Annotated in this window: 24 protein-coding genes and 1 riboswitch; of the genes, 10 read left to right on the forward strand and 14 right to left on the reverse strand. The window is 61.9% G+C overall.

Annotation, left to right across the window (positions count from 1 at the left end):
• From rutB to J5286_RS12020, 6 genes are all read left to right on the forward strand, one after another.
• Positions 1-670: pyrimidine utilization protein B (gene rutB, locus J5286_RS11995; RefSeq protein ID WP_209215347.1), on the forward strand; the 670-nt coding region annotated here is incomplete at its 5' end.
• Between the two features lie 23 nt (positions 671-693).
• Complete coding sequence (gene rutC / locus J5286_RS12000; protein ID WP_111565069.1) at positions 694-1,083, forward strand: pyrimidine utilization protein C; 390 nt, start codon at positions 694-696, stop codon at positions 1,081-1,083.
• A gap of 14 nt (positions 1,084-1,097) precedes the next feature.
• The gene (rutD, locus tag J5286_RS12005) at positions 1,098-1,889 is read left to right on the forward strand and encodes a pyrimidine utilization protein D (RefSeq protein ID WP_209190524.1); all 792 of its coding nucleotides are present in this window, start codon (positions 1,098-1,100) and stop codon (positions 1,887-1,889) included.
• A gap of 9 nt (positions 1,890-1,898) precedes the next feature.
• Positions 1,899-2,432: a flavin reductase gene (locus tag J5286_RS12010; RefSeq protein ID WP_245205894.1), complete on the forward strand. Its 534-nt coding sequence runs from the start codon at positions 1,899-1,901 to the stop codon at positions 2,430-2,432.
• A 111-nt stretch (positions 2,433-2,543) separates the two neighbouring features.
• Positions 2,544-2,852, forward strand: coding sequence for a hypothetical protein (locus J5286_RS12015; RefSeq protein ID WP_209190525.1), 309 nt, complete (start codon positions 2,544-2,546; stop codon positions 2,850-2,852).
• Positions 2,853-2,932: 80 nt separating this feature from the next.
• Positions 2,933-3,367, forward strand: a complete 435-nt coding sequence (locus J5286_RS12020; protein WP_209190526.1) for a DUF4864 domain-containing protein — start codon at positions 2,933-2,935, stop codon at positions 3,365-3,367.
• A gap of 3 nt (positions 3,368-3,370) precedes the next feature.
• Here J5286_RS12020 and tgt read toward each other — a convergent pair whose 3' ends face one another.
• From tgt to coaD, 5 genes are all read right to left on the reverse strand, one after another.
• A complete protein-coding gene (gene tgt / locus J5286_RS12025) occupies positions 3,371-4,501 on the reverse strand; it encodes a tRNA guanosine(34) transglycosylase Tgt (protein WP_047511967.1) in 1,131 nt (376 codons plus the stop codon).
• Positions 4,502-5,584, reverse strand: a complete 1,083-nt coding sequence (queA, locus tag J5286_RS12030) for a tRNA preQ1(34) S-adenosylmethionine ribosyltransferase-isomerase QueA (protein ID WP_209190527.1) — start codon at positions 5,582-5,584, stop codon at positions 4,502-4,504.
• 86 nt (positions 5,585-5,670) lie between these two features.
• Positions 5,671-6,180, reverse strand: a complete 510-nt coding sequence (locus tag J5286_RS12035) for a peptidylprolyl isomerase (protein ID WP_018902378.1) — start codon at positions 6,178-6,180, stop codon at positions 5,671-5,673.
• A gap of 26 nt (positions 6,181-6,206) precedes the next feature.
• Positions 6,207-6,770, reverse strand: coding sequence for a peptidylprolyl isomerase (locus J5286_RS12040; protein WP_018902377.1), 564 nt, complete (start codon positions 6,768-6,770; stop codon positions 6,207-6,209).
• Between the two features lie 25 nt (positions 6,771-6,795).
• On the reverse strand, positions 6,796-7,290 hold the full coding sequence (gene coaD, locus J5286_RS12045; RefSeq protein WP_209190687.1) for a pantetheine-phosphate adenylyltransferase: 495 nt from the start codon (positions 7,288-7,290) through the stop codon (positions 6,796-6,798).
• Between the two features lie 573 nt (positions 7,291-7,863).
• On the opposite strand from coaD, the gene J5286_RS12050 reads away from it, so the two are divergent.
• Positions 7,864-8,019 carry a hypothetical protein gene (locus J5286_RS12050; protein ID WP_165936940.1) on the forward strand — a complete coding sequence of 52 codons (156 nt, stop codon included), beginning with the start codon at positions 7,864-7,866 and terminating at the stop codon, positions 8,017-8,019.
• Positions 8,020-8,279: 260 nt separating this feature from the next.
• Here the strand turns inward: J5286_RS12050 and J5286_RS12055 are convergent, their stop codons facing one another.
• From J5286_RS12055 to J5286_RS12075, 5 genes are read right to left on the reverse strand one after another with little or no spacing between them, the layout of a single operon-like run.
• Positions 8,280-8,771 (reverse strand): GNAT family N-acetyltransferase, encoded by a 492-nt coding sequence (locus tag J5286_RS12055; RefSeq protein ID WP_209190528.1) that lies wholly within the window; start codon positions 8,769-8,771, stop codon positions 8,280-8,282.
• Between the two features lie 29 nt (positions 8,772-8,800).
• On the reverse strand, positions 8,801-9,409 hold the full coding sequence (locus J5286_RS12060; protein WP_018902371.1) for an ABC-type transport auxiliary lipoprotein family protein: 609 nt from the start codon (positions 9,407-9,409) through the stop codon (positions 8,801-8,803).
• Positions 9,410-9,425: 16 nt separating this feature from the next.
• Positions 9,426-10,796 carry an MlaD family protein gene (locus J5286_RS12065; RefSeq protein WP_209190529.1) on the reverse strand — a complete coding sequence of 457 codons (1,371 nt, stop codon included), beginning with the start codon at positions 10,794-10,796 and terminating at the stop codon, positions 9,426-9,428.
• A 9-nt stretch (positions 10,797-10,805) separates the two neighbouring features.
• A complete protein-coding gene (locus J5286_RS12070; RefSeq protein ID WP_209190530.1) occupies positions 10,806-11,654 on the reverse strand; it encodes an ABC transporter ATP-binding protein in 849 nt (282 codons plus the stop codon).
• A gap of 9 nt (positions 11,655-11,663) precedes the next feature.
• Entirely contained in the window at positions 11,664-12,833 is a 1,170-nt protein-coding gene (locus J5286_RS12075) for an MlaE family lipid ABC transporter permease subunit (protein WP_197067371.1), read from the reverse strand.
• A 98-nt stretch (positions 12,834-12,931) separates the two neighbouring features.
• Between J5286_RS12075 and dgcA the strand changes: the two genes are divergently transcribed.
• Positions 12,932-13,915, forward strand: coding sequence for an N-acetyl-D-Glu racemase DgcA (gene dgcA, locus J5286_RS12080; protein WP_209190531.1), 984 nt, complete (start codon positions 12,932-12,934; stop codon positions 13,913-13,915).
• On the opposite strand, the gene J5286_RS12085 is transcribed toward dgcA, so the two are convergent.
• Together J5286_RS12085 and J5286_RS12090 are read right to left on the reverse strand one after the other, a co-directional pair.
• Complete coding sequence (locus J5286_RS12085) at positions 13,867-15,087, reverse strand: MFS transporter (RefSeq protein WP_209190532.1); 1,221 nt, start codon at positions 15,085-15,087, stop codon at positions 13,867-13,869. The two genes, dgcA and J5286_RS12085, sit on opposite strands and share 49 nt — an antisense overlap.
• Before the next feature lie 178 nt (positions 15,088-15,265).
• The gene (locus J5286_RS12090) at positions 15,266-16,078 is read right to left on the reverse strand and encodes a UDP-2,3-diacylglucosamine diphosphatase (protein WP_026283711.1); all 813 of its coding nucleotides are present in this window, start codon (positions 16,076-16,078) and stop codon (positions 15,266-15,268) included.
• Positions 16,079-16,344: 266 nt separating this feature from the next.
• Here J5286_RS12090 and J5286_RS12095 point away from each other — a divergent pair, with 266 nt between their 5' ends.
• Together J5286_RS12095 and J5286_RS12100 are read left to right on the forward strand one after the other, a co-directional pair.
• Complete coding sequence (locus J5286_RS12095; RefSeq protein ID WP_209190533.1) at positions 16,345-18,657, forward strand: NADP-dependent malic enzyme; 2,313 nt, start codon at positions 16,345-16,347, stop codon at positions 18,655-18,657.
• Between the two features lie 128 nt (positions 18,658-18,785).
• Entirely contained in the window at positions 18,786-19,904 is a 1,119-nt protein-coding gene (locus J5286_RS12100) for a DUF2865 domain-containing protein (protein WP_209190534.1), read from the forward strand.
• 13 nt (positions 19,905-19,917) lie between these two features.
• Here J5286_RS12100 and bluB read toward each other — a convergent pair whose 3' ends face one another.
• Both bluB and J5286_RS12110 read right to left on the reverse strand, forming a co-directional pair.
• Positions 19,918-20,604, reverse strand: a complete 687-nt coding sequence (bluB, locus tag J5286_RS12105; protein ID WP_209190535.1) for a 5,6-dimethylbenzimidazole synthase — start codon at positions 20,602-20,604, stop codon at positions 19,918-19,920.
• Positions 20,605-20,644: 40 nt separating this feature from the next.
• A riboswitch (cobalamin riboswitch) is annotated at positions 20,645-20,829 on the reverse strand.
• Positions 20,830-20,854: 25 nt separating this feature from the next.
• Entirely contained in the window at positions 20,855-21,688 is an 834-nt protein-coding gene (locus tag J5286_RS12110; RefSeq protein ID WP_209190536.1) for a TolB family protein, read from the reverse strand.
• Between the last annotated feature and the right edge of the window lies 1 nt (position 21,689).

The following is a 21,689-nucleotide window of genomic DNA, read 5'->3' on the forward strand; positions in this document are numbered from 1 at the left end:
CCCCGAGCCAATCACGCTGAAGCCAAGCGAAACCGCCGTCGTCGTCGTCGACATGCAGAACGCCTACTCGACGGAAGGCGGCTATGTCGATCTCGCCGGCTTCGATATTGCAGGCGCCAAGGGCACCATCGCCAACATCAAGAAGACGCTCGACGCCGCCCGCGCCGCGGGCGTCCAGGTCATCTATTTCCAGAACGGCTGGGACAAGGATTATGTCGAGGCCGGCGGACCGGGCTCGCCCAATTATCACAAGTCGAATGCACTGAAGACCATGCGCCAGCGGCCGGAGCTGCAGGGCCAGCTTCTGGCAAAGGGCACATGGGACTATGCGATCGTCGACGAGCTGCAGCCGCAGCCGGGCGATATCCTGGTGCCGAAGACCCGTTACAGCGGCTTCTTCAACACCAACATGGACAGCGTGCTGCGCGCCCGGGGCATCCGCAATCTCGTCTTTGTCGGCATCGCCACCAATGTCTGCGTCGAGAGCTCGCTGCGCGATGCCTTCCATCTCGAATATTTCGGCGTGATGCTCGAAGACGCGACCCATCACCTGGGGCCCGATTTCATCCAGCAGGCGACTGTCTACAACGTCGAGAAGTTCTTCGGCTGGGTCGCCACCGTCAACGATTTCTGCGGCGTCATCTCACAAGCCGCGCCTACCGAAGCCTGATCAAGAACAGAAGAGGACATATCATGCCAAAATCGATCATCGTCCCCGAGGGAACCCAGAAGCCGATCGCCCCCTATTCGCCGGGCACGCTTGCCGACGGCATCGTCTATGTCTCCGGCACCCTGCCGTTCGACAAGAACAACGATGTCGTCCATGTCGGCGACGCCGGCGCCCAGACCCGCCATGTGCTCGAGATCATCAAGTCGGTAATCGAAACGGCCGGCGGCACGATGGAAGACGTGACCATGAACCACATCTTCGTCACCGACTGGGCCAACTATCAGGCCGTCAACGCCGTCTATGCCGAATATTTCCCCGGCGACAAGCCGGCCCGCTACTGCGTTCAGTGCGGCCTGGTGAAACCCGACGCGCTGGTCGAGATCGCGACCGTCGCCCATATCGGCAAGAAGTGAGTAAAGTCAGCAAGATGCATTTCGACATACACGGCCAGACCCATGCCGACGCCCGCACCATCATCCTGTCCTCCGGCCTTGGCGGTTCGGGCGGCTACTGGGCGCCGCAGATCGAGGCGCTATCAGCCGATTTCCGCGTCGTCACCTACGATCATCGCGGCACAGGCCGCACCGGCGGCGAGGTGCCCGAGGCTGGCGGCATCGCCGCCATGGCCGATGACGTGCTGGAGATCGCGCTGGAACTTGGCATCGAGCGCTTCGACTTCATGGGCCACGCGCTCGGCGGCCTGATTGGGCTGGATATCGCGCTCCGCCGGCCTGACATGATCGGCCAGCTCGTCCTCGTCAACGCCTGGAGCAAGGCGGATCCGCATTCCGGCCGCTGCTTCGATGTCAGGATCGAGCTGCTCGAGCGGTCTGGCGTCGAGATGTTTGTCAAGGCGCAGCCGCTCTTCCTCTATCCGTCGGTCTGGATGTCCGACAATGCCGAGCGTCTCGGCGCTGAGGAGCAGCACGCCATCGCCCATTTCCAGGGAAAGACCAATATCCTGCGGCGTATCACGGCTCTCCGGGCCTTCGATCTCGACGACCGGCTGTCAGAGATTGCTGCCCACACGCTGGTCATGGCCACCCGCGACGACCTCCTCGTCCCATACACCCGATCGATGCGCCTCGCCGAGGGGCTGCCGCATGCAGAACTCGCGCTGACGGACTTCGGAGCCCACGCCGTCAACGTGACAGAGGCGAAGAGCTTCAACGACACCATGCTGCGCTTCCTTCGTGACGCGAGATCCGAAATCCGCTAGGACCCCGATATGCAAGCATCAGCCAAAATGATCCCGGAAGCGCCAGCGACAATCGCGGAAGCTGTTCCCGACCAGCGCAAGCAGGATTACCGCAACGCCATGGCCCGCCTCGGCGCTGCCGTCAACGTCGTCACATCGGATGGACCGGCAGGCCTCGCGGGCTTCGCCGCAACCGCCGTCTGCAGCGTCACCGACGATCCGCCCACGCTTCTGGTCTGCATCAATCGCGGCTCCTCCGCCTACCCCGCCGTGAACGCCAACCGCGTACTCTGCGTCAACACGCTGTCGCATGCCCATGAGGACCTGAGCCGACGTTTCGGTGGCAAGACCCCGGTGCAGGAACGCTTCGAAGGCGCCAGCTGGTCGGTACTCGAAACAGGTGCGCCCGCGCTTGACGACGCGCTGATCTCGCTCGACTGCAAGGTGAAGTCGGTCTCTGATGGCGGCACCCACGACATCCTGATCTGCGAGGTGGTGGCGATCAGGGAGAACGAAGGTGGCCAGGCGCTGATCTATTTCGATCGTCGCTACCACACGATCTGATCCCGCTTATGGAACAAGAGCTTAGGTCAACGCGTTCCCTGCCGGAATTCTGGCTCATCCCGTAACGTGACGTCCCGTCGCGCCATGGGGATGACCATCTTGGAGACGCCGATGCCCTGGATCGCTTTTATCGTTCATTTCTTTGCCGCCGCCATCATGACCAACGGCATTCCGCACTTCGTCAACGGCGTCTGTGGCCGGCCGTTCCGCACACCATTCGTGCGGATGTCAGGCGCCGGCGAGAGCTCGGCGGAGCTGAACGTCGTCTGGGGCTGGGCGAACTTCGTCGTCGCCTTCCTGCTCTTCGCCAATGTTGGGCCGCTCTATATCGGCACCCCGATCGACACCATCTTCGTCGCCGCCGGTGTGCTCGTCGCGGGTTTGATCCTGTCTCGAATGTTCGCACGCGGCCGGCTCTGATTGCCTCTTCCCTTGTGCGCTGAAAGCCCTACAATTCAAGGGGTGGCGGCTACGGCCACGGGATAGTGGGAGATATGCCGATGCGCGCCTTCTTCGCAGTCCTCATCCTCATCCTCAGTCTCACCGCGATTTTCACGCTGTCGCCGGCGCGCGCGGAAGACCCGCTGGATACAACGCGGTCGATGATCGAGGCGCAGATCAAGGCTTTCCTGCAGGACGATCCGGAAGCGGCCTATTCCTACGCCGCCCCTGGCATCAAGGCCGTCTATCCCGACAAGAACGTCTTCTTCGCCATGGTCAAGAAGAGCTACGAGCCGGTCTATCACCCCGGAAACTACGCCTTCGGCCGCAGCCGCTCGATCGACAACGGCGCGATGATCTACCACGAGGTGCTGATCTCCGGCCGCGACGGCAAGGACTGGACGGCGATCTATCAGGTCATCCGTCAGCCGGATGGCAGCTACAAGATCGGCGGCGTCCAGATCCTGCCGGATACGGAGAGCAAGGGCATCTAACCGTTAGACGGGGTCGATATCGCCCCGCGCCCATTCGGCTTCGGTCTCCGCCATGAAGTCGGCGAAGCGACCTTCGGCGATTGCCTTGCGGATCCCCTGCATCAGTTCCTGATAGTAGGAGAGGTTGTTCCACGAGAGTAGCATGCCGCCCAGCGCTTCGTTGGAGCGGACGAGGTGGTGCAGATAGGCGCGTGAATAGTCGCGCGTCGCCGGGCAGTTCGACTGCTCGTCGAGCGGGCGCATATCCTCGGCATGACGGGCATTGCGGATATTGACCTTGCCGCGGCGCGTAAAGGCCAGGCCGTGACGGCCGGAACGCGTCGGCATCACGCAGTCGAACATGTCGATCCCGCGCGCGACAGAGCGCAGCATGTCCTCGGGCGTACCGACGCCCATGAGATAGCGCGGCTTTTCGGTCGGCAGGACCGGCAGCGTCTCCTCGAGCATCTTCAGCATGACAGCCTGCGGCTCGCCGACGGCGAGACCGCCGACCGCGTAGCCCTTGAGGTCGAGATCGGCGAGCGCGGCTGCGGAGCGCACGCGCAGAGCCGGAATATCGCCACCCTGCACGATGCCGAACATCGCCTTGCCCGGCTGGTTGCCGAAGGCGACCTTGCAGCGTTCAGCCCAGCGCAGCGACATCTCCATGGCGCGCTCGATTTCGCGCGGCTCGGCCGGAAGCGCCACGCATTCGTCGAGCTGCATCTGGATATCGCTGTCGAGCAGCCCCTGGATCTCGATGGAGCGCTCCGGCGACATGTGGTGCAGGCTGCCGTCGACATGACTCTTGAAGGTCACGCCCTGCTCGTCGAGCTTGCGCAGCCCTGACAGCGACATGACCTGGAAGCCGCCGCTATCGGTGAGGATCGGCCCATCCCAGCGGATCAGCTTGTGCAGGCCGCCGAGGCGGGCAACGCGCTCGGCGGTCGGGCGCAGCATCAGGTGATAGGTGTTGCCAAGAATGATATCGGCGCCGCCCTCGCGCACCTGGTCGAGATACATCGCCTTGACGGTCCCGACGGTGCCGACGGGCATGAAGGCCGGCGTGCGGATCGTGCCGCGCGGCATGGAAACTTCGCCGAGGCGCGCACCGCCATCGGTCTTCTTGAGGGTGAACTGGAAGTTCTCGGTCATCTAGTCTTTCCGGAAAAGAAGGCTGGAATCGCCATAGGAATAGAAGCGGTAGCCTGTGGAAATGGCATGTTCGTAGGCCGCATGCATGGTCTCGAGGCCGGCAAAGGCCGAGACCAGCATGAACAGCGTCGAACGCGGCAGGTGGAAATTGGTCATCAGCACATCGACTGCCTTGAAGCGGTAGCCCGGGGTGATGAAGATGCCGGTAGCGCCCGCCCAGCCGCGGATCTCGCCGCTATCCTGCGCCGCACTCTCGATCAGCCGCAGCGAGGTGGTGCCGACGCAGACGATGCGCCCGCCCCTCGCCTTCACGGCATTGAGCTTGGCGGCCGTCTCGCCGCTCACATAGCCGCTTTCGAGATGCATCTTGTGGTCGTCGGTATCGTCGACCTTCATCGGCAGGAAGGTGCCGGCGCCGACATGCAGCGTCACGAAATGCCGCTCGATGCCGGCCTTGTCGAGTGCTGCGAAGAGTTCGGGCGTGAAATGCAGCCCGGCGGTGGGCGCGGCGACAGCGCCGTCCTCGCGAGCATAGATGGTCTGGTAGTCGGCGCGGTCGCGCTCATCCTCGGCGCGCCTGGCGGCGATATAGGGCGGCAGCGGAATATGGCCGACGTAATGGATGACTTCGTCGAGTGCCGGGCCCGACAGATCGAAAGCCAGCGTCACCTCGCCGCCCTCTCCCTTCTCTTCGACGGTGCAGTCGAGCGCGCCAAGAAGGCAGCTTTCGCCACCATGACCAAAGGCGATCTGGTCGCCGACCTTGATGCGCTTGCCGGGCTTGGCAAAGGCCTTCCAGCGATTGGCGCCGACCCGCATGTGCAGCGTCGCCGAAACCTGCTGGCCACCCGCGCCCTCGCGGTGACGGATTCCTTCGAGTTGCGCCGGGATGACCTTGGTGTCGTTGAACACCAGCGCATCCCCCGCCTTCAGGAAGGACGGCAGGTCGTAAACACGGTGATCGGAGAGCTGCGTTTCGCCATTGGGATCGACGACCAGCAGGCGCGCGCTGTCGCGCGGCTCGGCAGGCCGCAGAGCGATCCTTTCATCGGGGAGCTCGAAATCGAAAAGGTCTACGCGCATGAGGGCAGTTCCGGGAAGGCTGGTCCAGGCAAAGCGAAACCCGCCCCGCGCTCTCGCGCAAGGGCGGGTTTCAGCAAACATCACAATCAGACGTCGGCGGCAACCCGCATCGAGACGATCGAATCCGGATCGACGACCGGTTCGCCCTTCTTGATCTTGTCGACGTTGTCCATGCCTTCGATGACCTGGCCCCAGACGGAATACTGCTTGTTCAGCCACGGAGCATCCGTGAAGCAGATGAAGAACTGCGAGTTGGCGGAGTTCGGGTTCTGCGAACGGGCCATCGAGCAGGTGCCGCGGATGTGGCTGACGGCCGAGAATTCAGCCTTCAGATCAGGCTTCTCGGAACCGCCCATGCCGGCACGACCCGGGTTGAAGCTTTCGCCGCCCTTCTTGCCGAACTTCACGTCGCCGGTCTGCGCCATGAAATCGTTGATGACGCGGTGGAACACGACGCCGTCATAGGCCTTCTCGCGTGCAAGTTCCTTGATGCGGGCCACGTGCTCGGGCGCCACTTCAGGCAGAAGCTGGATGACGACATTACCCTTGGTGGTTTCCAGGATGATGGTGTTTTCCGGATCCTTGATCTCAGCCATTGTTATTCTCCTACTGGTCTTGAAACTTACTTCTTGGCGATGGTGACCTTGACCATGCGGTCAGGATTGCTGACTTCGCCGTTCTGGCCTTCGCCCTTCTGGATCTTGTCGACGTTCTCCATGCCGGAGATGACCTTGCCGACGACCGTGTACTGGCCGTTCAGGAAGGAGCCGTCAGCGAACATGATGAAGAACTGCGAGTTGGCCGAATTCGGGTCCTGCGAGCGCGCCATGCCGACCGTGCCGCGCACGAACGGGGTCTTGGAGAACTCGGCCGGGATGTTCGGCATGTCCGAACCGCCGGTGCCGACCTGGTTCTTGTCGAAGCCCTTTTCCATGTTGCCGTACTGCACGTCGCCGGTCTGTGCCATGAAGCCGTCGATCACACGGTGGAAGGCAACGTTGTCGTAGGCACCCTTCTTGGCGAGCGCCTCGATCTGGGCGACATGCTTCGGCGCGACATCAGGCGCAAGCTCGATCACGACGGGGCCGCTCTTCAGCTGGATCGTCATCGTGTCGGCGGCGAAAACGTCGCCAACGAACGAAGCGAGATAAAGCACGCCGGCGAATGCAATATAAAACAGTTTCATGATAGCTCCGTTGCGGCGAATTCGCCTAGGATTTGCGCTTTGATTGAAGGGCTTTCAAGACGGCGGCAGGCACGAATGCACTGACATCGCCTCCCATGCCTGCGATTTGACGGACCAATGTGGCGGTTATGGGCCGCGAGGCCGTGCCGGCGGGCAGAAAAACGGTCTGGATATCCGGCGCCATCTGCCGGTTCATGCCCGCCATCTGCATTTCGTAATCGAGATCGGTACCATCTCTCAAGCCCCGGATCAGAAGCGTCGCGCCATGCGCACGGGCCGCATCGACCACGAGATTGTCGAAGGACACGACCGATATATCCAACGTCCGCTCCGGCAAAACCTCGGCCAGCGACTGGCGGATCAGCTCGCCCTTCTCTTCGAACGAAAAAAGCGGCGTCTTGCCCGGATGAATGCCGATCGCGACGATCACCTTCGACGCAACGTTCAGCGCCTGGACGAGCACGTCAACATGTCCGTTCGTGATCGGGTCGAAAGACCCCGGATAGAAAGCTGTCGTCATTGGCCCCGGCCATTTGTTTCGACGCCTTTTGTCACGGATAAAGCCTTGCCGCAAGTCATTTGCCCCAAGCGCCGCCCAGCGGCGATAGGGGCGCAACCGGTGCTCACCGGGCGACTGCCTGACGACTGAATGCCGGATGAACGGCCCATTCAAGGCCGCTTCAGCCGCGATCTCTATAACAGGATGCATCAACGCCGCCGATGCCAATAGGGATCGGTTCACTCCTGGAAACCCACGATGCTCATCCTGCTTGTCATCACCTCGGTCGCACTCTCCCTCGCCTTCGAATTTGTCTACGCCTACGTCCTGGAGATGCGTGATGCGGCATGGGTGCGTAGCGACGTGAGGGAACATCACGAGATCGTACGCGTTATGGGTCGCGTCTCCTTTAAACCGATTAGAGAAGACGCATAAACCGATTTAGGAAGATGAACGCCAGATGAACGAGGCATTCAAAGAGGCTTCAGATCGGCGTTGGTAAACGACTTGTCAATGTCCTGCGGAACCAATTCCAAACGGACGCGTTCTTTCAATCGAAGCGTTGCGCAAATAGGCGCTACAAGGAAGATGAATATGCCAAACAAGATTACCATGATTAACGCGGTATGGATGGTAATGATGACGGGTATGCTTGCAGCAACTGTTGCGCTTTATGATCAGAAGGTAGATGCGTCCAAGGTTTACGGCCCTTATGCTTCGGCCCGTGCGGCTGTCGTGAGCCAATACTAACGGACGTGAAAGCAAAACCCTGGAGGATTGCTTATGTTCACGATCTTGACTGTGCTTACTGCCCTAATCAGCATCATGTTTATCGTATCTGTGGCATCGACCGTGACCGCCCTGCGGCGCGAAACCGAGGAAGATAAGAGACTACATGGCAAGCATAGCGTCTTTTGATCGGCTCTGAGCAGCCCGACAGCTGAAATACGAAAAGGCCGAGCGGCTCCCAGCGCTCGGCCTTTTCGCGTCTTGAGAAAGATGAACAAAACTCAGTCGATGATCCGTCTGACCATGATGACGTCATCGACCTCACGGTCGCCTTCCAGCACGCCACCCGGTATCAGCCCCGCCTGGGCAAACCCCGCATTCCGATAAAAGCCGATCGCGGCCGGGTTCTCGGCGCTGGCCGTCAGTTCGAGCTGACGAATGCCGTGTTGCCGGGCATAGTCCACGACATGATCGAGCAGATCGCGCGCGAGCCCAGTCCCGCGTTTCTCGCCGCGCACATAGACCATGATGATCGTCGCGCGGTGCGCCATCTTGCCGGGTCGCTGCCGGAGCAGCCCCATGATGGCCACGGGCTCGTCGCCGTTGAAAGCAAGAAAGACGGGATCGGCAAGCAGTCGCCGCCGCCATTCATCGTCGGGAAGCTTTGCCCACTCCTCGAAGCTGCTGGCAAAGGCGGATGGCTCCAGGCGTAGCGCCTCGAGCCGGATGCGCTTGAACGCTTCCACATCGTCAGCGCCCAAAATCCTGATCATGCCGCTCTCCCAAACAGCGTCTCGATCGATCAGATCGACTTCAGCGTCCAGTCGACGATCTCGCTGGTGACACCGGCGAATGCGCGGTCGAGCGCCTTGACGAAGGCCTCGTTGGAGCCGCCGCCAGCAGGTACCGTCTGCGAGAACACCTTCTGCGCCCGCACCGATCCATTGCGATCGTTGAGGATCTTGGCCGAAATCTCGACCACCGCCTGGCTGCCGCCACCGGTGCGGATCTCAAACGCGCGGATATCGGTCACGACCTGATAGTCGATCGCCAGCCCCTGCCCGGGCACGCCCACGCCGCCGAGCTTGCCGGAATTCTCATAGGCCTCGACGAGCTTGGCCTGAACCATGCGCGGAAGCTTGTCGCTCCACTGCGCCTTGGCGAGATACTGGATCTCCGAAGACGAGACCTTGATGACGATCTGCTCGCTGTTCAGCGCCTGCAGCGCCGTCGGCTGCTGCACCAGGATCTGGCGGCCCTTCGCAGAAGGCCCGCTGCCGCTGACAGGCGCGGAGAGATCATAAGTATCGTTCTTGGCCGCCGTCCCGCATCCCGACAATGCCAGGGCAAGAAGCGGCAGAGCGAGCATGGTCTTCATAAGACGCGAACGACGCATATCCGACACAGCCATATGTTGACTTCCCCTGTTAACGCCTGGTCCGGCCATCATATTGTTTCACTGTGTCCCCGCCGAAGATCAGTCGCTGCGGGTCCTTGTCGAAATTGCTGATTGCATCGTTCAAATTCTGCACCGTCAGACGCGCATCGTTGATCAGCGCCTGAACGTTCTGCAGGCCGCCGCTCGAGAACTTTTGCAGGTTGTCGGCGATCGGTCCAATGCGGCTGTTCAGATTGTCCGCGACCTTCTTGAACGAATCCAGCGTCTCGCGCGCCTGGGTAAACATCGACTGCGTGCTGTCGTCGCCAAGCAGCGTATCGAGTTTCGCCAGGATGCCGTCGACGCGGGTCGAAGCGGCATTCAGCTTGTTGGCCATCTGCGTGACGTTCTGGATCGTCGAATCGATGTCCTTCTGGTGCGAATTCACCGTGTCGGCGACATCCTTGATCGAGGCGACCGCCGCGCGCGCATCCTTGGTCGTCTGCGCGATGTCGTCGACGGAACCCTTCACCTTGGCCGGGTCGATCTGCGCCACCAGCGTGTCGACCTTGTCGAGCGTCGCCTGCGCCTTCTTACCGAAGTCGTTATAGGTGGTGGCCGTCTCCTGGAACTTCTGGATGGCGTCCTTCAGGCCGCCCGAGGCATCGGCGACATTGCGGCTCACCGTTTCAGCATTGGAGAGGATCGTGTCGATCTTCTTGGCGTCAACCGTCTTCACCAGCGATTCGATCGCAGCCAACGTCGAGTCGACGCGACCGGACACGTTGCGCACGGTGTCAGAAAGCTGGCCCACGCTCTGCAGGAAGCTGTCGATATTGCCGGAATTCTTGGCCAGCGCGTCCGAGAAGGTCTCGGCGTTCTGCAGCGTCTTCGTCAGCGGTCCACGAGCATCCTTAACGAAGCCCTGAACCTGGCCGACGGCATCGTTGGCACGGTCGAGGATCTTGTCGGCGGTGGCAAGCAGGTTGGTGACGCTCGACTGGTCGGCGACGATGACCGCGCGCTTGCCCGTCTCCGCCGCCGTCTGCAGGATGTTCTTTTCGCCGACGCGACCGCCTGAAAGCTCCACATAGGCAGCGCCCGTCAGGCCCTGAATTTCAAGGACGGCCTTGGTCGTCGGATAGATCGGCGCATCGACGCGCACTTCGGTGAAGGCCAGCGAGAACTGCGGATCATCGGCGTCGATCGACAGCGATTGCACCGAACCCACCTGAATACCGTTGAAGCGCACCGGCGAGCCTACGCTCAATCCGTTCGCCGAGCCCGGAATACGCACGATGAGCTCCGCCATCGGTCCGCCACGGCCATATTCGGCCATCCAGTAAACGAAGCCGAAGGCAGCCGCGATGACCAGAACAGTAAAGAAGCCGACGATTGTGTAGTTCGCTTTGGTTTCCATCTTATCCGCTCACTTCCCGCGGCTATCTTGCGCCAGCCTGATGTCGGCTGAAGCGTGGCCATCCTGCGGCACGATCGAACGCGCGCGCTTGCCCTTGAAATAAGCCTGAACCCAGGGGTCGTCATAGGCCAGCATGTCTTCGATCGTCCCCTCGACCATCACCTTCTTCTTGCCCAGCACCGCGATACGGTCGCAGACTGAAAACAGGCTGTCGAGGTCGTGGGTCACCATGTAGACGGTGAGACCGAGCGTATCGCGAAGCTTGGCGATCAGCTCGTCGAATTCCGCGGCCCCGATCGGATCGAGGCCCGAGGTCGGCTCGTCGAGAAACACCAGTTCCGGATCGAGCGCCAGCGCGCGCGCCAGTGCGGCACGCTTGATCATCCCGCCCGAGAGTTCCGAAGGATATTTGTCGGCCGCATCCGCCGCCAGGCCCACCAGCCTGATCTTCAGATGCGCCAGCTCGTCCATCAGCGCCGGCGGCAGGTCCAGATACTCGCGCATCGGAACCTGGATGTTCTCTTTCACCGTCAGCGAGGAGAACAGCGCGCCCTGCTGGAAGAGAACGCCGAGACGCATGTCGAGCGCATTGCGCTGCGGCTCGTTTAGTTCGTCGAAGTCCTGGCCGAGGATCTTGATCTGGCCGGAGCGGCGCGGCAGCAGGCGAAGAACCGTGCGCATCAGCACCGACTTGCCGGTGCCTGACGCGCCGACGAAACCCAGGATCTCGCCCTTGTAGATATTGAGGTTGAGATTATCGAGAACGATCTTCGACCCGAAGCCAACGGTGACGTCGCGCGCTGAAAGCACGATATCCCGCCCTGCCTCGTCCTTGGTCGTTTTCTGCTGCTCGTCCACGCAAAATCCCTAAAAATTAATAGCTGCATAGAACATGGCGAATAGCCCGTCCATGAGAATGACCACGAAGATCGCCTTCACCACCGACGAGGTCACGTGCTGGCCGAGCGATTCGGCGCTGCCACCTACCTTTAAGCCCTCGACGGCGGCGACGATACCGATAACCAACGCCATGAACGGCGCCTTGATCATCCCCGACAGCACGGTCGACAGCGTAATCGCCTCGTGCAGACGGGCGATGAAGTTGGCGAAGGTGATTCCCGAATAGCCCCAGGCAACGACGGCCGCGCCGAAGAGAGAGGCGAAATTGGCAAGCACGGTCAGAAGCGGCAGCGCAACGGTCAGCGCCACAAGGCGCGGGAAGATCAGCACGCCGATCGGGTTGAGGCCCATGACCTTCAGTGCATCGACCTCTTCGCGCATCTTCATCGAGCCGATTTCGGCCGTGATCGCGCTACCCGAACGGCCGGCAATCATGATAGCGGTCAAGAGCACGCCGATTTCGCGCAATTGCAGGATGCCGACGAGGTCGACCACGAACACTTCGGCGCCGAAATAGCGCAGCTGGAAGGCGCCCTGCTGCGCGATGATCGCGCCGATCAGGAACGACATCAAGAGGATGATCGGTGTGGCGCGAACGCCCATATGGTCGATCTGGTTGATGATCGACGCCGGCGAAACGCCGCTGCCGCGGCCGAATTTCATCTGCGCGCCGCGCACCGCCGATCCGAGGATATACATCGCCGCGGAAAGATTGTTCCACAGATCGTACATCATCCGGCCGATCGGGGCGAAAATCCGCTCCTGCAGCGAACGCGGCGGAACCTGCTCGACTTCCTGCTTCGGACGCTCCTCGGAAAACGATTCGAGCAGCTCGTCGATATGCTGGTTGCTGCCCTCGATATGGACAGTGCCGCCGGCATCCTCGACCTGCTTCTTCAGCCGGCAGAGCAGCCAGACACCGGCCGTGTCGATATCGGTGATCCCGGAGAGATCGAGCGTCAGGTTCCCGCCCTTGTGGGCCGAAAGCTTGTCGAAATCCTTGAGAACGAGATGTATGTTGGCGCTTCGCCAATTGCCTTCGAGATGCACGAGCGTATCCGAACCATGAGCTTGGTCGTCCACGTGCAGTGAGGCGGCGTTACGGTTCTCGGACTTCAAAATGCTTGTGTCTCTCAAGGCTTACGGCGACATTGCCGACTCGCGAACACAGGTCCGCAACGTTGTGCCAATATAACGATGCCGCATCAGATTTCCATGCTTGCAGGATTGCATTTATGCCACGGTCACTTGAAATTCAGACGGACTCTTTTCCGATTGCGGGCACATTCACCATCTCGCGCGGCACCAAGACGAGCGCGGAGGTGATCCTCTGCACGGTGAGCGAGAACGGCGTCTCCGGCCGCGGCGAATGCGTCCCCTATCGCCGCTACGGCGAGACGATGGAAAGCGTCGGCGCGCAGATCGAAGCCGCCCGCCCGCTGATTGAGGCCGGCCTCTCCCGCGCCGACCTGCAACAGGCCATGCCGCCGGGTGCTGCCCGCAACGCGGTCGATTGCGCCCTCTGGGACCTCGAGGCCAAGCAGACCGGCACCTCGGTCGCAGCCATGCTCGGCCTCACCGCCCCGCATTCGCTGACGACGGCCTTCACGATTTCGCTCGGCGAGCCCCAAGTCATGGCCGAGCACGCCCGCGCCAATGCTGCCCGCGCGCTGCTCAAGGTCAAGGTCGGCACTGGCGACGATGAGAGCCGCATCCGCGCGGTGCGTGCTGCAGCCCCCAACGCCGCGATCATTCTCGACGCCAACGAAGGCTGGCCGGAAGACCGCCTCGCCCACCATCTGCGGGTTGCCGCCGAATGCGGCGTGGCGCTGGTCGAACAGCCGCTGCCGGCAGGCAAGGACGAACTGCTGGCCGAGATCGACCGCCCTATCCTCGTTTGCGCCGATGAGAGCGTCCATCACACCGGCGATCTCGCCAGCCTGCGCGACCGCTACGATGCCATCAACATCAAGCTCGACAAGACGGGCGGGCTGACCGAAGCATTGGCGATGAAGCGCGAAGCTGAGCGGTTGGAGTTTCAGATCATGCTCGGCTGCATGGTCGGCACATCGCTCGCCATGGCGCCCGCCGTGCTTCTCGCCCAGGACGTGGCCTTCGTCGATCTCGACGGACCGCTGCTTCTCGCCCACGATCGCGAGCCGGGCTTGCGTTATGCCGGCTCGCTTGTCTTCCCGCCGGAACCGGCACTCTGGGGCTGAAGGTAGTAGGCGACGATGATGAGGCCTAGCCCCAGAACCGCCGTCAGCGCCATGATGTAGTAGCTCGCCATGCCAAGTGCTGCGTAGATGTAGCCCGACGCGATGGTCATCAGCCCCATGAACATGCCGTTATAGAAGAAATACGCCCCCTGCGCCGACGATTCCTGCGTCGCCTGCACAGAGGCGATGATCCGCCGTTGCACGCCTGTGTGGACGAAGGCGTAGCTGAAGGCATGCAGGCACTGCAGCAGGAAGAAGCCGACGAAGCCCCACTGCATCGGAAACAAAAGCCACCGGCAGACGCAAACCGCCGCGCCCACACGGATCAGCGTCCAGGCATCGAAATGTCGGCTGAGCCGCTTCGATTGGAAGAACACCGTCACCTCGGCTGCGACGCCAGCACTCCACAACAACGCGATTTCCGTGCCCGAAAAACCGAGGTCGCGCCAATAGATCGTCGCAAAGGCCTGCAGAAGCGCGTGGCTCGATTGCTGGATGGCGACGCCGATGAGTAGCATCAACAGATGCGGCTGCCTCAGCGAACTGCCGGTCGCCTGCTGCAGATCGACAGGCGTGCCGCGCCTGCGCGTCGGTCCGATACGCGGACAATAGAGCGCCATCACCATGGTCATGACGAAACCGAAGATCATCACGGGCAGAACCATCTGCCCGCCCCAGTTCCCGATCAGTCGCCCGCCGACGAGCGTCGAGGCGATAAAGGCGACAGAGCCCCAGACCCGCATCGAGCCGTAATCGAACCCCCAGCGCCGCACGCCGGAGATGACGATCGATTCGACCACGGGCACATAGGGGGAAAACGTCGCGCCCTGGATCGTGTAGACGATCAGCACCGGCCAGAACGTGTCGGTCCAGTAGAGCGCGATTGCCGTCAGCAGCGACAGGCCGCCGGAAAATACCAGCACATCGGCGCGTTCCTTCATCCGGTCCGCATACATGGCCACGATCGGCGCCACGAGAACGCGCACCACCATCGGCACGGCGAGGATGATGCCGATCTCGTGGTCGCTGAACTTGTGCATCGCCAGCCAGACGGGAAAGAACGGCAGCGCGACACCGTTTACAAGCAGCGGCGCGCAATAGGACAAAGCGCTCAGCAGCCGGAAATGGGCGGGCGCGACCTCTGTGAAAGAGGCATTCATGGCGGGAATCATCGGTGTGACCTGAAAGGAACCTGCAAGTTGCCTAACACGTCACCTTAAGGGCAACCAAGGCGAGATGAGGTCGCCCCAAACCGATTTCAAAAATAAGCCAAAACTGTCGCGAAACGGCAACGGCAGCAGCTGCACAATGCCATTTCGCAACAGCGAGATACTTCAGACCATCAGCCTATTACGCCGCCTGCTGTGCCGGCTCGCGCTTGCGGTGATCTTCGAGCGCCAGCGGAGCGGGAGCGGCAGCGCCGCCCATGGTGCGCCATTCGATCAGCTCGAACGTGCCGTCTTCGTGCTCGGCGATCGCCGTGCAGCTTTCGACCCAGTCGCCGGTGTTGATGTAGCGCACGCCGTCCATGTCTTCCATGACGGCATGGTGGATGTGGCCGCAGATCACGCCGTCGGCCCCGCTCTTGCGAGCTTCGTCGGCCACCACCTTCTGGAACTCGCCGATGAAGTTGACCGCGTGCTTGACCTGAAGCTTCGCCCAGGCCGAGAACGACCAGTAAGGCATGCCGAGCTTGCGGCGAATGGCGGCGAGCCCGATGTTGATCATGATCGCCATGTCATAGGCCCAGTCACCAAGATAGGCCAGCAGACGGGCGTTGCGCACCACGACGTCGAACTCGTCGCCATGCAGCACCAGGTACTTCTTGCCGTCGGCAGCCTCGTGCATCATCCGCTCGGCCACTTCGATGCCGCCGAAGTGCATGCCGGGGAAGTCGCGCAGGAATTCGTCATGATTGCCGGGGATGTAGACGATACGCGTTCCCTTGCGCGCCTTGCGCAGCAGCTTCTGGATCACGTCGTTGCATTCCTGCGGCCAGTACCAGCTGCGCTTCAGGCGCCAGCCATCGACGATGTCTCCCACCAGGAAGATCGTGTCGGCTTCGTGGTACTTCAGAAAGTCGATCAGGAAGTCGGCTTTCGCGGCTTTCGAGCCGAGATGGACGTCGGAAATAAAGAGCGTACGGAAGTGGCGCGTATCCATATTGTCCTTCACAAGCAAACTGCCCGTGCCCCATGCTTCATCTGTGCCTCTGAAAACCAGACTCGTGTTTCAGGAAGATGACACGGCCCGGATGTCGGGCCTTGATCACAGGTCCTACCGTCGCAAATACCCGGTATCTCGCGGGCGCTGTTGCACATTTGCGTTGTTTTTAGGAACCGGAACCGAAATTCCCGCTGTTACCGTCTTTCGATTGATGTATTGAAAGCGCTCCAATGAAAGCATGTGCGACAGCCTGGAGCATTACGATGGATCACAGCGACAAACCGAAGACGGACAACAAAGCGGCAGGCGGCAGCCTCGATGAACAGGCGTTGTTCTTCCACCGTTATCCCCGTCCCGGCAAGATCGAGATCCAGGCCATCAAGCCGCTCGGCAACCAGCGCGACCTCGCGCTCGCCTATTCGCCGGGCGTCGCCGCGCCCTGTCTCGCCATCCGCGACAATCCGGAAACGGCTGCCGACTACACCTCGCGCGCCAATCTGGTTGCCGTGATCTCCAACGGCACCGCCGTTCTCGGCCTCGGCAATATCGGCCCGCTGGCGTCCAAGCCGGTCATGGAAGGCAAGGCGGTTCTCTTCAAGAAGTTCGCCAATATCGACGTCTTCGACATCGAGGTCGATGCAACGACCGTCGACCACATGGTCTCGACTGTCGCAGCGCTGGAGCCAACCTTCGGCGGCATCAACCTTGAAGACATCAAGGCGCCGGAATGTTTCGAGATCGAGCGCCAGCTGCGCGAGAAGATGAAGATCCCGGTTTTCCATGACGACCAGCATGGCACCGCCATCATCGTCGCCGCCGCGATTCTGAACGGGCTGGAACTCGCCGGCAAGAAGATCGAAGAGGTCAAGATCGTCGCCTCGGGCGCCGGTGCAGCCGCCCTTGCCTGCCTCAATCTTCTCGTCACGCTCGGTGCCAAGCGCGAAAACATCTGGGTCCACGACCTCGAAGGCCTCGTCTACGAAGGCCGCGTCGAGCTCATGGACGAATGGAAGAGCGTCTACGCGCAGAAAAGCGACACCCGCACGCTGGCCGAAAACATCGGCGGCGCCGATGTCTTCCTCGGCCTCTCGGCCGCCGGCGTCCTGAAGCCGGAACTCCTGGCGCAGATGGCCGAAAAGCCGCTCATCATGGCGCTCGCCAACCCGAACCCTGAAATCATGCCGGATCTCGCCCGCGCCGCCCGGCCGGACGCGATGATCTGCACCGGCCGCTCGGACTTCCCGAACCAGGTCAACAACGTCCTCTGCTTCCCGTATATCTTCCGCGGCGCGCTCGATTGCGGCGCCGTCACGATCAACGAGGAAATGAAGATGGCGGCCGTGCGCGCCATCGCGGCCCTCGCCCGCGAGGAGCCTTCCGATGTCGCCGCCCGCGCCTATTCGGATGAAACGCCAATCTTCGGCCCCAACTATCTCATCCCCTCGCCGTTCGATCCGCGCCTCATCCTTCGCATCGCGCCCGCCGTCGCCAAGGCTGCGGCCGATAGCGGCGTGGCGCTGCGCCCGATCGCCGATTTCGACGCCTATCTCGACCAGCTGAACCGCTTCGTCTTCCGCTCCGGCTTCGTCATGAAGCCGATCTTCGCGGCCGCGAAGAATGCCGACAAGAAGCGCGTCATCTTCTCCGAAGGCGAAGACGAGCGTGTGCTGCGCGCGGCCCAGGTCCTGCTCGAGGAAGGCATCGCCAAGCCGATCCTGATCGGTCGTCCGCAGGTCATCGAAACCCGCCTGAAGCGCTACGGCCTGCGCATCCGTCCGCTGTCTGATTTCGACGTCATCAATCCGGAAGACGATCCGCGCTTCCGCGAGTATGTCGAGCTCTATCTGTCGCTGGTCGGCCGCCGCGGCGTCATCCCGGAAGCGGCGCGTACGATCGTTCGTACCAACACCACGGTTATCGGCGCGCTGGCGCTGAAGCGTGGCGAGGCCGATGCGCTGATCTGCGGTCTCGAAGGCCGCTATGAAAAGCACTTGCGCGATGTCCGCCAGATCGTCGGCAAGCGCCCGAATGTCCGCGATTTCTCGGCACTCAGCCTGCTGATCTCGCAGCGCGGCGCCACCTTCTTCACCGACACCTACGTCACTTTCAACCCGACGGCCGAGGAAGTGGCGGAGTCCGCGGTTCTCGCCGCCGAAGAAATCAAGCGCTTCGGCATCACACCGCGCGCCGCCCTCGTTTCGCATTCGAATTTCGGTTCGCGTGAATCGGAAAGCGCCACCAAGATGCGCAACGCCTTGCAGCTCGTGCGCGACACCGCGCCCGATCTGGATGTCGATGGCGAAATGCATGGCGATGCCGCCATCTCCGAAGCGCTGCGCAAGCGCGTCATGCCGAACACCACGCTGCACGACGAAGCCAACCTTCTGGTCTTCCCGAACCTCGATGCGGCCAACATCACTCTTGGCGTCGTCAAGTCGATGACGGATGGCCTGCATGTCGGCCCGATCCTGCTCGGCGCGGCCATGCCGGCTCACATCCTGGCGCCGTCGGTCACCTCGCGCGGCGTCGTCAACATGGCGGCCCTCGCGGTCGTCGAGGCGTCCCAGCCTGCATGATTTGCCTTGGACGCTGAAAATGCGTTAGGCTCTGAGCGGCAGCTTGTTAAGACAAGCAATGTATATCGAAGGGCGGGCCATGGTCCGCCCTTCGCCATTTGGTATTTGCTCACTGACGGGACGATGCCTTGAAACGCCTGACGCTGGCCGCAGCACTCCTGATCGCCCTTTCCGCCCCTGCCTACGCGCAGCTGGCGCCGATCTGCGGTCAGCTGCGTGCCCGTCTGGCTACAATTCCAGAGACGATCGGCGGCGGCATGTCGCCCGAAATACGCCGCTTCGCTAGCGCCATCACCGAACAGAATCTGGAACTGCGCAAGCTGCGAAGCGACCAGCGCCGCAATGGCTGCAGCAGCGGCAGCATGGTGGTCATCGGCGGCGACAATGCCGGCTATTGCGGCGAGCTCGAACAGGCCGAAGCGAAGATGCTCGACAACATCGCCGACCTGCAGATGCGTCGCGACGAGCTGCGCGCGCAAAGCCCGGACGCCCGCCTGCGCAACGAACTCTTCGCCGCACTCGACGAAAACAACTGCAACGCGCCCGTGCAGCAATATGAAGAGCCGCAAGATGCGAACCCGCCCAGTATCGACGATCAGGCGATGCGCAGCGACACCTTCATTCCACTCGGCGGCGAGCGTCAACGCTCCTACGAGTTCTCGCCTGGCGGCCAGCCGCTGACACATCTGAACACGATCTGCGTGCGCAGCTGCGACGGCGGCTTCTTCCCCATCCGCTCGAACGCCACCTCTTTCGATTTCGCCCGCGACGCCAACACCTGCCAGCAGATGTGCCCGGGCATCGAAACCGAGCTCTACTACCATGACGTCTCCAGCGGCGAGACGGAGAACATGATTTCGGCCTCGACAGGCGCGCCCTACAGCGCCATGCCGAATGCGTTTGCCTACAAGAACCGCAAGCCCGGCGAAAAATCCTCCTGCAGCTGCAATCTGCCCGCCTATTACGAACAGATGCGTCGCAACCAGCAGGTCAGCGCCCCGCCGCCGCAGAGCTCGATTACCACGATCGAAACCCCGGACACCGCCGCCGCCAAGCCCGAAACCCAACCCACGCCTCAACAGCCGGCGCCCCAGGCGCAGGTCCCCGATCGTCCCTACGATCCCAGTGCCGGCAAGGTGCGCCAGGTGGGTCCGCAGTTCCTCGCAGGCGATCAGGGATCGATCGACCTGAAACACCCCGCCATGCCGGGCGCCCAGCCCCAGCAACCGCCGGCGCAGAAGCAGTAACAGGCGTCGCGGGTTAAGCGCCCTCGCCCCAGCGATCCGTAAACACCAGCTCCTCCAGCGGTAATCGCTGTCGCCACCCCTTCACGGCGAGCTCCGGCTCCTCGTAGAGCCGATCGACATAACCGACACAGAGCCAAGCGACGATCTCGATCCGCTCGGGCACGCCGAGCGCCCGCTTCAGATCAGCCTCGTGGAAAATGCTCACCCAGCCGACGCCCACGCCCTCGGCGCGCGCTGCAAGCCACAGGTTCTGCACCGCGCAGACGGTGGAATAGGAATCCATCCGCATATTGTGCGTGCGCCCCAGCACCACGTCGCCGCAGCGATCCGGATCGCAGGTCACGCAGATGCCGACGGGTGCCGTGCGAATGCCCTCGAGTTTCAGCGTGCGGTAGGCCTGCTGCCGCTCTCCGGAAAACATCTCCGCCGCCTCGGCATTGGCCTTGGCAAAAGCCTCCCACACGGTCGATCGCACGGTCTGATCACGCACCACGATGAAATTCCACGGCTGCATGAAGCCGACAGACGGCGCGTGATGAGCGGCCGCCAGCAGCCGTCCGATCACATCATCGGGCACGGCATCCGGCAGGAACTCCGATCGCACATCGCGTCTGGTCTCGATAGCTTTATAAACGGCGTCTCGCTCGCTCGCCGAAAAGGCACCGGCTCTCGCAAGAGAGCCAGATTGGTCTGGTCGCATCGTCAATCCCCAACAACACAACCGGCCGCTGTCCAGGCGGTCAGTCTATGATTGTCGGGCCGGTCTTCTGACTTGGCGTCATCCGTCTGCCACGCCTTCCCGGCAAAAAGCGCCAGTGGCATCAAGCGGCAGACGTCGGCCTTACAGCGTTGGGCACGTTCCGGTCTTGCACCGAATTCCCGATTCTCCCGCAAGCCTGCGGGCACCCGACGCGCCACCTATGCCGACAAACCGCGCCTTATGCAATCGCTCAAGCCTCCATCGGGAAATATCGGACATAGGCGAATTCGTCACCATCTGGTGACCAGTTCGGAACATTGATCGATCCCTGCCCACCGAAAAGGTCGAACAGCGTCGTAAGATTTCCCCCGTCCATATCCATGATCCGCATCCGCACATGCTTGTCGCGCGGATGGTCGAACACATCCGGATCGTAGGAAATCAGCACCACCTTGTCGTTCGTGGGCGATGGATGCGCGAACCAGTTGCCATAATTGTCGTGCGTCACCTGCTCCAAGCCCGTCCCGTCGGGATGGATGCGCCAGATTTGCATCAGGCCGGTGCGGCTGGAGTTGAAATAGATCCAGCGCCCGTCGGCCGAATAATCCGGTCCGTCATTGCGCCCTTCGCCATGCGTCAACCGGCGCTCTTCGCCGCCGGTCACGTCGATAGTGTAGATATCGAACAGGTCGCCGCGAATGCCGCAATAAGCGAGCTCCTTCCCGTCAGGCGACCAGCCATGCCAGTAGGACGGATGATTGGTGGTCACCAGCTGCGGCGCCCCACCCTCGATCGGCAGCGTGTAGATCGCCGACTTGCCGAACTCGACCTTGTCGGAGATGACGATGCGGGTGCCATCCGGCGAAATCCCGTGGTCGTTGTTGCAGGCGGTCGCGAAGCCGGTATCGACATGCTCCACCTTCGCCGAGCCGTCGAGCGCCAGGCGATAAAGCAGCCCTTCGTCGTTGAGCAGGAGATAGCTGCCGTCACGGGCGTAATTGGGCGCTTCGACCAGTCTCTCGGTCTGCCAGATCACACGGGCCTCGCCCGTCTTGACGTTGTAGATCTCGACGGAACTGCGCATG

The sequence above is a fragment of the Rhizobium sp. 16-488-2b genome, assembly GCF_017741815.1.
Taxonomy (GTDB): Bacteria; Pseudomonadota; Alphaproteobacteria; order Rhizobiales; family Rhizobiaceae; genus Rhizobium.